This window comes from Pseudoalteromonas sp. KG3 (assembly GCF_030436385.1).
GTDB classification, from domain to species: domain Bacteria; phylum Pseudomonadota; class Gammaproteobacteria; order Enterobacterales; family Alteromonadaceae; genus Pseudoalteromonas; species Pseudoalteromonas prydzensis.
Genome location: NZ_CP098523.1, coordinates 1,541,860 through 1,554,398, shown reverse-complemented (window position 1 = coordinate 1,554,398; position 12,539 = coordinate 1,541,860). Strand labels below are relative to the sequence as shown.

The window sequence follows — 12,539 nt, the reverse complement described above, 5'->3', positions numbered from 1 at the left end:
CTCTTCTATTATCACCATGAACATCATGGTTTGTAGTGCTGTGGGTTTGCTATCGCGAGAGAGAACAACACATTGCATACACCTGACGCAACAGCGCCTCCTTTACTAAAAGTCACTAACTTATCCTGGTCTGTAGACAGTACTGCCATTTTGCAAGATATCGATTTTGCGATAAAAGCAGGACAATTTATAGGTCTGCTTGGCCCTAATGGTGCTGGAAAATCAAGTTTGTTGCGTTGCCTATATCGTTATAGCAAACCACAAAGTGGTGAGGTGCAATTTGCTGGGCGTAATATTTGGCAATTGAGCGCAGATGATTATGCCAAGCAAGTTGCCGTTGTACTGCAAGAGACACCTTCGCAATTTAATTTGTCAGTGTATGATGTTGTCAGTCTTGGCCTTACGCCACACAAAAGTTTATTTAGTGCTACCACAAAAGCAGATCAGCAAGTTGTTTTACAAGCGATAGAGCAAGTGGGTTTAAGCCATCACTTAACACAAAATTTTGATTCACTCTCAGGGGGCGAAAAACAGCGGGCATTAATTGCACGGTCAATTGTTCAAGGCCCTAAGTTATTAATAATGGATGAGCCAACCAGCCATTTAGATATCAAGTATCAAATCCAATTAATGGAACTTGCCAAGTCACTTAATCTGACCATTTTGGCGTCGTTTCATGATCTTAACCTTGCCGCAAGTATGTGTGATCAACTGTTGGTACTCAAACAAGGCCAGTTAGTAGCATCAGGTACGCCAGAGCAAGTGATCACAGAAAAAATGCTCAGCGATGTATTTGGTGTCTGCGCTGAAGTATCGCAGCACCCGCAAAGCCAGCAATTACAGAAAGCGATTCCGCGTATTACCTATTTTTATGGTTATCAGGCGGGAGTGAATAATGGCAAGTAAGCACACTTTAGCAGTTATTGCGGCGCTGATAATAGCTGTTGTGAGTATTTTTGTGGCGTTGAGCTTTGGGGCTGCGCCGAGTAAGTTTATTGATGTATACCACAGTATTAGTGGCCAAGGACATGACTCGTTTATTGAACGGATCATCTGGCAATTACGCATGCCACGCACGTTACTCGCTTTTTTAGCTGGTTCGGGTTTAGCAATTGCGGGGTTAATTTTGCAAACCGTCACCCGCAACCCCTTAGCTGACCCTTATTTATTCGGCATCTCATCAGGTGCATCATTTGGGGTGGTGTGTTTTATTACAATCACAGGCGTAAGTGCTGGGATTACTATGTCTGCGGCCGCTTTTGTTGGCAGCTTAGTTACTATGCTATTACTGGTTTTTATTGCCGGACGTACTGGGCGCGGGCAAGTTGAAACCATGCTCTTGGCAGGGGTCGCTTTATCCTTTTTATTTAGCGCGTTTACCAGTTTGCTGTTGTATTTTAGTGATCCACAAGCGATCACGGCTATTTTATTTTGGACGCTCGGCAGCTTTGCTCGCGCTCAGTGGGCAACGCTCTGGCTACCTGCTTTAGTGATTTTAAGTTGTACAGCTGTAATGATGGGCTTTCGCCGTCAACTCAATGCCATGTTACTAGGTGATGAAAGTGCCGTGACGCTCGGTATCCCAGTGCAACGGTTTCGACTGTTAATGCTGATACTCAGCTCATTGATCACCGCAGTATTGGTAGCCATGTGTGGCGGCATTGGCTTTGTTGGTTTGATGATCCCGCATATTGTGCGCTTTTTTGTCTCTCAAGGTACGCCTAGTGGCTTAATGATGACTGCACTCGTTGGCGGCACATTTATGGTATGGGTCGATGTGTTATCGCGTATTTTGTTAGCGAATCAAGAGTTACCTATTGGGGTGATCACTTCTGCAATCGGCAGCGTGTTCTTTTTATCGTTACTTTATTTTCGCAAGCGAGAGAGTTAGTCAGATGTTTAATATACCTACAGTCACCAATCAATATAGCAACCTAATTGTGGATAAGATTAATCATAAAACCAAACCCCTTGGCGCACTAGGGAAATTGGAGCAATGTGCCAAACAATTGGTTACTTTATTTAGCCAAAACGTGGCTGACGAAGACGCCTTTAAAACATTTACTCCTAGTATCACTAAGCCTACTTTGTTGGTTTTTGCAGGGGATCATGGTGTGGCAGCACAAGGTGTATCGATAGCGCCAAGTGATGTAACTTCACAAATGGTTGCTAATTTTGTCAGCGGTGGTGCCGCTATTAATGTATTTTGCCAACAACTTGGCTGGCAATTAGAAGTGGTTGATTGTGGCATTTTGCATCCAGTCACAGCACCGAGTGTGCACAACTGCCGTTTAGGTAGCATCACTAAGCCATTAAATACTGAGATGGCGATGAATACTATGCAGGTTCAGCAAGGTTTTGATAACGCTAAGCAGCTTATACAGCAGCTTAGCCATAATGGCTGTAATACCATTGCCTTTGGCGAAATGGGCATAGGTAACACCACCAGTGCTGCAGCACTTATGGCAGCCATGCTTAATTTACCAGCACAGCAGTGTGTAGGCAAAGGTACTGGTGTGAGCGATGATATTGTTAAGCGCAAAATAACGGTCGTAGAGCTGGCGCTGGCATTACATAAATCACAATTTGCCGATGCTATCACTTTACTTGCAGCGTTAGGTGGTTTTGAAATTGTACATATTACCGGTGCTATGCTTGCTGCCGCTGAGCAGGGCATGGCTGTAGTCGTTGATGGCTTTATTTGTAGCGCCGCCGCTATGGTTGCTATCGCGATTAACCCAGCCGTGAAAGATTATTTAATTTTTGCGCATTGCTCAAACGAGCAGGGGCATCGACTGATGTTAGACGCGCTAAATGTTACGCCACTGCTACAACTTGATTTACGCTTAGGTGAAGGTACTGGCGCTGCGTTGAGCCTGCCATTATTGCAAGCAGCACTTGGTTTTTATAATCAGATGGCCAGCTTTGCTGATGCCGGTGTTGAGCAGGTTGTAAGTTGATGCAGCCAAGCTCTGTGCAAAACACGGTAACGCAAGGGCAGCTGCTGTTACTAGCAATTAGTTTTTTAACCCGTGTACCAGTGCCACTAAACTTTACAGTAACGGGCGCTCATTTAAATCAAGCAAGCCGCTACTTTGCCTTAGTAGGGTTATTACTTGGCGTACTATTAGCACTGCTATATAGTATTTTTCAGCTGTTATTACCTCCTTCAATTAGTGTATTATTAATGATGGCTGTGGGGTTATTATTAACCGGTGCTTTCCACGAAGATGGTTGGGCGGATGTATGGGATGGTTTCGGCGGTGGTTGGCAGGTAGAGCAGAAGCTTGCCATTATGAAAGACAGTCGTCTTGGCACCTATGGTGCGGCAGCATTATTTATCATACTGCTAGTGAAATTTCAGAGCTTACTATTGCTAAGTGAGTCATTGTTAAGTGTGCTGAGTGCAATTGTGATTGGGCAATGCCTAAGCCGTGCCGTCGCGACCAGCTTAATATTCAGTATGGATTATGTAAGTGCGGATGCTAGCGCAAAAGTAAAACCGCTAGCGATGCATTTATCGGTCACCAGTTTGGCCACGTTACTTTTAACCGCCGCTACTTTGCTGGTTAGCCTGATTGCCGTTGGCGTATTGTTATGGCAAACCGCATTCATTCTTATCGCAGTATTACTGATCCTCAGAGTAATCATGATCCGCTGGTTTAAGCAGCAGTTAGCTGGCTACACTGGCGATTGTTTAGGTGCGGCGCAACAGCTCAGTGAAGTGATTATTTACCTTACCTTAGTGAGTCTATTATGAGCCTTAACCACACACTTATTTTAGGCGGCGCGCGCAGTGGTAAAAGCCGTTTTGCCGAGCAGTTAGCGCTAAATAGTAATAAAGCGGTTATTTACCTCGCCACAGGGCAAGCCCATGATAGTGAAATGCAAGCACGTATTGCCCATCATCAACAACAGCGCCCCACCGATTGGCCGTTGGTTGAAGAGCCAATAACATTAGCCGATGCGCTACAAACATACAGTACTAAAGACAACTGTATTTTAGTTGATTGCTTAACCTTGTGGCTCAGTAACTGTTTATGCCATGCCAGAGCTGACTGCTGGAATGAGCAAAAAGCAGCGCTGTTAGCGGCCCTTGAACACTTACCTGGGCAAGTTATTTTTGTCAGCAATGAAGTCGGGCACGGTATTGTGCCGCTTGGTGAATTAAGTCGTGAGTTTGTGGATGAATCGGGTTGGTTGCATCAAGCCATTGCAGCTAACGCAGAGCGTGTTGAATTTATAATGGCAGGTCTTGCCTTAACATTAAAAGAGCAATCATGATGAAAACATTAATGGTGCAGGGCACAACATCAGACGCCGGTAAAAGCACCTTAGTGGCGGCGCTATGTCGGGTGTTTGTCGAGCAAGGCATTAAAGTTGCGCCATTCAAACCACAAAATATGGCTTTAAATAGCGCTGTAACCGAAGATGGCGGCGAGATTGGTCGTGCGCAAGCATTACAAGCAATTGCCGCTAAAGTAGCGTCACGGGTTGATTTTAACCCTATTTTACTCAAACCAAACAGTGATACTGGCGCGCAAGTAATTATTCATGGTAAAGCAATTAGCAATATGGAAGCGCAGGCCTATCACGATTATAAAAAAGTTGCGATGGATGCGGTGCTTACTTCACAGCAGCGTTTAAGTGAAGAGTTTGAGTTGTTAGTGGTTGAAGGGGCGGGCAGTCCCGCTGAAATCAATCTGCGTGCCGGTGATATTGCCAACATGGGTTACGCTGAAGCGGTTGATTGCCCTGTTATTATTATTGCCGATATCGACAAAGGTGGCGTGTTTGCGCATTTGGTCGGTACTCTTGCATTGTTAAGCGAGTCAGAACAAGCACTAGTAAAAGGCTTTGTGATCAATCGTTTTCGTGGCGATATAGGCTTATTGCAAGGTGGCCTTGATTGGCTTGAAGAGTACACCGGTAAACCTGTATTAGGTGTATTACCTTATTTGCATGATCTCGCCCTAGATGCCGAAGATGCGGTCGCGATAGATAACCAAGTCAGCCAAGCGAAAATTAAAATAGCCATTTTACTGTTGCCACATATTAGTAATCATACTGATTTTGATGCACTGCGATTAAACCCACACATTGATACTAATTACGTACGCCATACCCAAGCAATTCCAGATGTTGATCTTATTATTATCCCTGGTAGCAAAAATGTGATCAGTGATTTGACCTTTTTAAACAATGAAGGCTGGGGTGAACAAATTAAGCGCCACCTACGTTACGGCGGTAAACTACTCGGTATTTGTGGTGGGTTGCAAATGCTGGGAACCGATATTTTTGACCCTGATGGAGTTGAATCCAAGCAAACTCAATGTAAAGGCTTAGGTTTTGCTGATCTTGTTACTCATCTCGGGCAGCAAAAAGTACTAACCCAAGCCGAGGGAGTGATCACTTTACAGGGCCAGCAAGCCAAAGTGAGCGGTTATGAAATTCATGCCGGTAGCAGCCAAGGCCCCGCATTGGAACAGCCATTTTTAAAATTTACGCAACATCCTAATAATGTTGCGCAAGACGGTTTTATATCAAAAGATAATTGTATAGCAGGTACTTACTTACATGGCTTGTTTGATAGCAGCGCAGCCACGCAATTGATACTCGATTGGGTATTGCCAAATAGTGGGATTAGTCAATTAATCGATATCGACACGCACCGCGAACAGCAATTAACACGGCTAGCAACAATGTGTAAAGAACATTTAGATCTAGACAAAATCACACAAATTTACCAGAACTGGGAAGGAGTTAAACATGAGCGATAAAAATAACGATAAACACCAACAACGCCAACAAAAAGTAAAAGATAAAGTGGATGAACGTATCGTTGCTGCACAAACTGAAAAGGGGGTTTTTCAGGTTATCACCGGTAATGGTAAAGGTAAATCAACCTCTGGCTTTGGTACGGTAACTCGCTGTGTAGGCCATGGTATGAAAGCCGCTGTATGCCAGTTTATTAAAGGAACTTGGCCTTGTGGGGAGCGCAACATCTTGCAAGGCGCAGGCGTTGAATTTGCAATTATGAACACAGGTTTTACCTGGGAGACACAAAATAAAGAATCAGATACTGCCGCTGCTCAAACGACGTGGCAAGAAGCGAAACGCATGCTAGCTGATGAATCAATTAACTTAGTATTACTAGATGAAATAACTTACATGATCACCTACGGGTATATAGATTTAGACGAAGCGCTAGATGTTATTGCTAATCGTCCGCCAATGCAGTCTGTGATTGTAACAGGGCGCGGTGCACACCGTAAGTTAACTGATTTAGCTGATACCGTAAGTGAAGTACGTAATGTTAAGCATGCGTTTGATGCGGGCGTTAAAGCGCAAATAGGGTTTGACTACTAATGGTTAAGTTTAGGTTTATACTCGTTTTATCGCTGGCTTTGTGCTGCTTTAAGCTCGTGGCTGATCCTAAAAAACAGCAATTAAGGATCGTTGCACTTGCTCCACATATTGTTGAAAACCTCTATACCATCGGTGCAGGGGAGCAAATCGTTGGCACTGTTGAATATGCTGATTTTCCTGATGCTGCAAACGATATTGTCCGTATTGGTGGTCATCAAGGTATCCAGCTTGAGAAGCTATTAGCACTTAAACCAGACTTAGTGTTAGCTTGGAAAACTGGCAGCAAAGCGGAAGATTTAGCCCGTATAGAAGACTTTGGTATTGAGATTTCATACAGTGATGCCAGTGATGTAAATAAAGTGCCAACTGAACTGCGCCGTTTAGGTACACTCACAGGGCGAGAGCAAGCGGCTGAGCAAGCGGCGATTAAATTTGAAAATAAAATTGCAGTCATTAAAGCCAAATATAGCGACAAGAGCACTGTTGCGGTGTTTTATCAATTGTGGCCAGAGCCGATGATGACGGTAGGGAAAAATACTTGGATCAATCAATTAATTGATATTTGCCAAGGGCGTAATGTATTTGCAAACAGCCGCACGGATTACCCGCAGATCAGCATTGAAAATGTGGTAGTAGCCAAGCCAGAAGTAATAATATTACCAGATGAAAAATCACAGCAGCAACAAGCGGTGATTGATTGGTCGCCATGGCCTGAAGTGCCAGCGGTAAAAAATAGCCAATTTTTGCATGTAAATGCCGATTTATTACATCGTTTTACTATGCGAATGCTGGATGGGCTTGATGATATGTGCATGAAAATTGATGCTTCGCGCGCCGTAATTAAGGAGCCACAATGAGCAATTGGCAAGACTTTTTAAACATCGAATGTGCAAAACCTTATATGCAGCAGACGCTTGATACAGTTACGCAAAAGCGTAGTCAGGGTATTGCTGTATATCCAGCACAATCGCAGGTGTTTAGCGCATTTGAAGCAACACCGCTGGAGAACATAAAAGTAGTGATCCTCGGGCAAGACCCTTATCACGGCGAAGGGCAAGCGCATGGTTTGTGTTTTTCAGTATTGCCAGAAGTCGCTAAACTACCGCCGTCATTAAAGAATATTTATAAAGAGCTGGCTACAGATATTGCAGGCTTTAGTATCCCTGAGCATGGTTACTTACAACGCTGGGCAGAGCAGGGCGTATTCTTACTCAATACAGTGCTGACTGTTGAGCAAGGCCAAGCACATTCACACAAGCACTTAGGTTGGGAGCAGTTTACTGATCAGGTGATTGCCCATATTAATCAACACTGTGAAGGTGTGGTGTTTATTTTATGGGGGGCGCACGCACAAAAGAAAGGTAAAGGTATTGATAGCTCAAGGCATCATGTTTTAAATGGCCCACACCCGTCGCCGCTGTCTGCGCATCGTGGCTTTTTTGGTTGTCAGCACTTTTCCAAAACTAATCAGCTACTAACGCAGCAAGGTAAGAGTGCGATTGATTGGCAAGTTTAACAATCGTAGGCGGGGTTTATCCCGCGCAGATTTGAGGCTTTGTCGCGATGTAAAATCGCTGCTACACAAATTGTAATTCAATGCATGTAGGTGAGCCTGCGAAAAATGTAGCTCATTTAATAAAAAACAAAGGCCCTTACAGCTAAGTAAGGGCCTTTTAGTTGGTTAGTTTTACTGCGCTGTGTAAATTAAAAATCTAATTCATCAATCGCAATATTGTCTGCAAAAAAATCTAATTCCTGTAGTTCTTTACGTAAACGATGCTTATCTTTTAAAGCTTCGATTTCGCGCCATTTTCTCTTTTTATTCTTTTGAGAGGTCTTTCTTGTTGTATCAGGACCTTCTAATATTTCTAAAATATCGTCTAGGCTATCCATGAACTTCTCCTATTGAATTTTTGAACCTCGGAAATACCTATACCACAGGCCAAACTAAAATAGAATAAAAAAGTGACGGTTATGTTACAGATAAGTGATAAATTAATGAATTGGGATTATTTTTTGGCATAAAAAAACGCCGTAAAAACGGCGTTTAATTTAATCAATGAAAGCGATTACATTGCTTTAAAGCGTGCTTCTAGTTGTTCTTGGGCATCAGCAAATGAGCGAATACCTTCGGCTAGTTTTTCAGTCGCCATAGCGTCTTGATTGTGCAACCAGCGGAACTGTGCTTCAGTTAAAGGAGCTGGTTTTGGCTCTTTAGCAATATCACTTTCAAGTAAGTATTCTTGCGCACCTTCAAGGTTGCCTAAGTCTTCTAAAAGGTTAGGGCTGATCGTTAGCTTGTCACAACCAGTTAAGGCAATGATTTCACCGGTATTTCGGAAGCTTGCGCCCATAACCACGGTTTTATAATCATGGCGTTTGTAAAATTCAAAAATACTGCGTACAGATTGCACACCAGGATCTTGTAATGGATCGGTTGGTTTTTCCATACCGTTGGCTACGTGCCAATCTAAAATACGGCCAACAAATGGTGAGATTAAAAATACGTTAGCATCGGCACAAGCACGGGCTTGGGCATCACTAAATAGCAAGGTTAAGTTACATTTAGTGCCTTCTTTTTCTAGTTGCTCAGCAGCTTTAATACCTTCCCATGTTGAAGCAACCTTGATTAAGATTTTATCTTTGCTTACGCCTTCTTTCTCGTACAGGCTTAACAAGGTATGGGCTTTATTGATTGTTGCTTGTGTATCAAACGATAAACGTGCATCAACTTCGGTAGAAATATAGCCAGGTACAATCTCGCTTATCTCTTTACCTAGTAATACCGCAAAGTAATCACAGGCCAATTCTAATTGCTTAGCAGGGTCTTGCTCGGTTTCTTTAGCGTAACTCCACGCTTTATCTAAATATGGCTTGTAGGCTTCAATTTCGCTGGCTTTTAAGAGCAATGAAGGGTTAGTTGTTGCATCTTCCGGTTGGTGTTTTTTAATCGCTTCAATATCACCAGTGTCAGCCACGATAGATGAATGTTGTTTGAGCCTTTGTAGAGCTGAAGTCATTTGCTTTCCTCATTCCAAGCAAGTTAAAAGAAAAATCTACTGTAACTACCTTATACTGTAACTACCTTATACTGCAGCACTGTGACAGTGCTTTATAGGTCTTATGTCCGTATCAGTAAAGAACGAAGGTGCATTGCTTAATCTGCGATGCGAATAAGGTAGGTATCATACCAATCAATGCTGGCAGATTGATATAAACAAAACGTGCTTTTCGTTCCATTTAATGTTGAAATTGACATTAAATAATTTCCAAGTCAATAGCTAACTATGATCACTGTTATTTCACCTGCAAAAAATTTAGATTACGAGAGCCAAGCAAGTACCGATAAATTCACGCAACCTGAGTTACTTGAACACAGCGAAGAGTTAATGGCTGTATGTCGCGAGTTAACACCAGCACAAATTAGCAGTTTAATGAAAATTAGCGATAAGCTTGCAGGCCTTAATGCTGCGCGCTTTAGTGAATGGTCGCAGCCGTTTACAACAGATAACGCTAAACAAGCTGTGATGGCCTTTAATGGCGATGTATATGGCGGTTTAGATGCCAACAGCTTAACTGCTGGGCAACTTGATTATGCACAAAGCCACTTACGTATTTTGTCAGGTTTGTATGGGTTATTAAAACCACTAGATTTAATGCAAGCGTATCGCTTAGAAATGGGCACAAAGCTCGATAATAGTCGTGGTAAAAACCTGTATGAGTTTTGGGGCAGTATTATTGCAGACAAACTTAATACTGTACTTGCAGAGCAAGATAGCAAATATTTAGTTAACCTAGCGTCAAACGAATATTTTAAAGCGGTTGATAAAAAAACCTTAAACGCGCAAATCATTACTCCGCACTTTAAAGACTGCAAAAATGGTCAATATAAAATTATCAGCTTTTACGCGAAAAAAGCCCGCGGCTTGATGGCTCGCTACATTATTGAGAATAAAGTTACCCAATTAAGCGATTTAAAAAAGTTTACTGTTGATGGTTACTACTATAGCAGTGAAGCAAGCCAAAAAGAGCTTGAGCCGGTATTTTTGCGTGATGAGCAAAACTAATTTCTACCAGCATTAAACGCTTAAAAAGCCATGCATTGCATGGCTTTTTAGTTTTGGCGCTGATTTTGCACGAACCTGATCCTATATGTAGAACAATCAGGGTTTAATAATGTTAAAAATACCTTCTATCAGTGAAGCTGAAAAATTAATAGAAGAAAAACTCGGTGGTTGGTTTGATGTTGTCATAAGCCATATCCCTAACTTCATTGTGGCAGTGATGATTGCCATTGTATTTTCCATCCTAGCGTGTTTTTTAGGTTCGATGATGCGTAATTTATTGCGCCGCTCTTTGGATTCCAAACAAATCGCTGATTTAATGGCCTCAATATTTAAGGTGCTGATACTGTGTGTGGGTTTATTTATCGCACTCGATTTTATGGGGCTAAAAGGCACAGTAACCTCACTGCTTGCAGGTGCCGGTATTGTGGGGCTAGCGATTGGTTTTGCCTTTCAGGATATGACCGAAAACCTTATAGCAGGTATTGCCATGGGTATTCGCAAGCCTTTTAAAACCGGCGATGTGATTAAAACCGATGATGTATTTGGTACTGTTAAGTCAATAAATTTGCGTAATACGCTGGTTGAGAACTTCTATGGACAATTAATTTTAGTGCCTAACAAAATACTGTTTCGCAATGTATTACGTAATTACAGCACCTTAGGTGTGCGCCGTATTGAAGTGCCAGTAGGAATTTCATACGCAGATGATCCAGAGCAGGCAGCCGAAGTGATCGTTAAAAAAATTAATGAATTTGATTTTGTCATTAAACAAGAGGAAACGGCCGTTTATGCCGACAGTTTTGGCGACAGCAGTGTCAATTTGCTGGTGTGGTTTTGGATCAAATACCCCGGTGAGGCGGATTATATGACGGTCCGCCATAAAGCAATCGTGGCCGTTAAGCAGGCGCTTAATGACGCTGATATTAGCATTCCATTCCCAATTCGCACGCTTGACTTTGCTATTAAAGGCGGTGAAAAACTCGATGCGATGATCAGTGATAAACAACAGCAGACAGAGCAATAGACTGCTTTATTTAATAACTAACCTGAACTGTGGTGAACTATCAGCAGGTAAAAGTTACCTGCTGATAGGTCTGATTTACATAACGGTGTTAGATAATCATGAAGGCTTTAATAACTTTATGGATAATTAACTGCAACTTTTTAAAGACAGTTAGCACTAATAGGGTAAGATTGCTAAATTCTCGTTTATTAATCTATAAGGAAATTACGATGAAAAAGCTCATCGCAACGTGCACGCTATCATTATTAATATTAACCAACACCAGTTATGCAAAAGAGCAGCAAATAAGCTCAGTTGAAAGAATGTTTGCAGTAATGGGCATGGATAAGCAGATGACTGGCGGTTTTGAAGCCATGTTGCCAGTCATTGAGCAAATGGCATCACAGTTACAATTGGATGATGCGGCGAAAGAGGAGCTGAAAAATATTTATCGAGATTGGTTTAAATACGACTTTGACCAACAAGCAATTTTAACTAAATTGGTTGCAGTGTACTCAGAAAGTTTTACTGATAAAGAAATTAATGAGTTAATCGCATTTTATGAAACACCTACAGGGCAAAAATTTCTCGCTAAATCACCGCAACTAATGCAGATCGGTGCACAACTTGGTATGCAAGAAGGTCAGTTAAAACAAGCTCTACTGCTTGAAAGGCTACAACCTTTCTTAGCAAAGCATCAAGGTAAGTAAGAAACTACCGTCGTGATTGCGGCTGCTTTTTAAGCACTTATTAGACACAGCTTCAAACACACGCTAGTGTCTAGTAAGTGATAATAAAGCAGGCTTTAGTAATGGCTAGTCAAACACAGGGTACTGAACAGCCCGAAAATCCATGTATTCGCCACTGCTGTTTAGATAATAATGATATATGTCTTGGTTGCTTTAGAACACTCGCTGACATTTTAGCGTGGCATAGTGCTACTTTAGAGCAAAAACAGCAGATCCTTAATGAATGCCAAATTCGCAAAAGCGCTAAGCAAAAATAACCACTGCGTAGAACATCTTTGAGTCTGAAAAAGCGATTCCAAACTTCAATCTAATTAGCACGATTTAAGCAGCACCACTTACTCTCATAACGTA

General features: G+C 42.2%; 15 protein-coding genes. 13 read left to right on the top strand and 2 right to left on the bottom strand.

Annotation, left to right across the window (positions count from 1 at the left end):
- The first annotated feature begins 72 nt into the window (after positions 1–72).
- The 9 genes from NDQ71_RS07520 to ung are packed head-to-tail and all read left to right on the top strand — an operon-like array spanning position 73 to position 7,885.
- Positions 73–906: an ABC transporter ATP-binding protein gene (locus tag NDQ71_RS07520; RefSeq protein WP_192542585.1), complete on the top strand. Its 834-nt coding sequence runs from the start codon at positions 73–75 to the stop codon at positions 904–906.
- A complete protein-coding gene (locus NDQ71_RS07515; RefSeq protein WP_192542586.1) occupies positions 896–1,891 on the top strand; it encodes an iron ABC transporter permease in 996 nt (331 codons plus the stop codon). The genes NDQ71_RS07520 and NDQ71_RS07515 overlap by 11 nt, the downstream gene beginning before the upstream one ends.
- A 4-nt stretch (positions 1,892–1,895) precedes the next feature.
- Entirely contained in the window at positions 1,896–2,960 is a 1,065-nt protein-coding gene (gene cobT, locus NDQ71_RS07510; protein ID WP_192542587.1) for a nicotinate-nucleotide--dimethylbenzimidazole phosphoribosyltransferase, read from the top strand.
- A complete protein-coding gene (locus NDQ71_RS07505; protein WP_301562523.1) occupies positions 2,960–3,760 on the top strand; it encodes an adenosylcobinamide-GDP ribazoletransferase in 801 nt (266 codons plus the stop codon). Before cobT ends, NDQ71_RS07505 begins: the two co-directional genes overlap by 1 nt.
- The gene (gene cobU, locus NDQ71_RS07500) at positions 3,757–4,284 is read left to right on the top strand and encodes a bifunctional adenosylcobinamide kinase/adenosylcobinamide-phosphate guanylyltransferase (protein ID WP_192542589.1); all 528 of its coding nucleotides are present in this window, start codon (positions 3,757–3,759) and stop codon (positions 4,282–4,284) included. Before NDQ71_RS07505 ends, cobU begins: the two co-directional genes overlap by 4 nt.
- Positions 4,284–5,780, top strand: coding sequence for a cobyric acid synthase (locus tag NDQ71_RS07495; protein ID WP_192542605.1), 1,497 nt, complete (start codon positions 4,284–4,286; stop codon positions 5,778–5,780). Before cobU ends, NDQ71_RS07495 begins: the two co-directional genes overlap by 1 nt.
- Positions 5,770–6,369, top strand: coding sequence for a cob(I)yrinic acid a,c-diamide adenosyltransferase (gene cobO, locus NDQ71_RS07490; RefSeq protein ID WP_192542590.1), 600 nt, complete (start codon positions 5,770–5,772; stop codon positions 6,367–6,369). The genes NDQ71_RS07495 and cobO overlap by 11 nt, the downstream gene beginning before the upstream one ends.
- Positions 6,369–7,226 carry a cobalamin-binding protein gene (locus NDQ71_RS07485; RefSeq protein WP_192542591.1) on the top strand — a complete coding sequence of 286 codons (858 nt, stop codon included), beginning with the start codon at positions 6,369–6,371 and terminating at the stop codon, positions 7,224–7,226. The genes cobO and NDQ71_RS07485 overlap by 1 nt, the downstream gene beginning before the upstream one ends.
- Positions 7,223–7,885: a uracil-DNA glycosylase gene (gene ung, locus NDQ71_RS07480; protein ID WP_064666353.1), complete on the top strand. Its 663-nt coding sequence runs from the start codon at positions 7,223–7,225 to the stop codon at positions 7,883–7,885. The genes NDQ71_RS07485 and ung overlap by 4 nt, the downstream gene beginning before the upstream one ends.
- A gap of 188 nt (positions 7,886–8,073) precedes the next feature.
- On the opposite strand, the gene NDQ71_RS07475 is transcribed toward ung, so the two are convergent.
- Complete coding sequence (locus NDQ71_RS07475; protein WP_064666354.1) at positions 8,074–8,262, bottom strand: DUF3545 family protein; 189 nt, start codon at positions 8,260–8,262, stop codon at positions 8,074–8,076.
- A 176-nt stretch (positions 8,263–8,438) separates the two neighbouring features.
- Positions 8,439–9,389 (bottom strand): transaldolase, encoded by a 951-nt coding sequence (gene tal, locus NDQ71_RS07470; protein WP_064666355.1) that lies wholly within the window; start codon positions 9,387–9,389, stop codon positions 8,439–8,441.
- A gap of 267 nt (positions 9,390–9,656) precedes the next feature.
- Here tal and yaaA point away from each other — a divergent pair, with 267 nt between their 5' ends.
- From yaaA to NDQ71_RS07450, 4 genes are all read left to right on the top strand, one after another.
- Entirely contained in the window at positions 9,657–10,436 is a 780-nt protein-coding gene (yaaA, locus tag NDQ71_RS07465; RefSeq protein ID WP_192542592.1) for a peroxide stress protein YaaA, read from the top strand.
- Between the two features lie 109 nt (positions 10,437–10,545).
- Positions 10,546–11,460, top strand: a complete 915-nt coding sequence (locus tag NDQ71_RS07460; RefSeq protein ID WP_301562522.1) for a mechanosensitive ion channel family protein — start codon at positions 10,546–10,548, stop codon at positions 11,458–11,460.
- Between the two features lie 209 nt (positions 11,461–11,669).
- A complete protein-coding gene (locus NDQ71_RS07455; protein WP_192542594.1) occupies positions 11,670–12,149 on the top strand; it encodes a DUF2059 domain-containing protein in 480 nt (159 codons plus the stop codon).
- Positions 12,150–12,250: 101 nt separating this feature from the next.
- A complete protein-coding gene (locus tag NDQ71_RS07450) occupies positions 12,251–12,445 on the top strand; it encodes a DUF1289 domain-containing protein (protein WP_192542595.1) in 195 nt (64 codons plus the stop codon).
- Positions 12,446–12,539 lie beyond the last annotated feature (94 nt).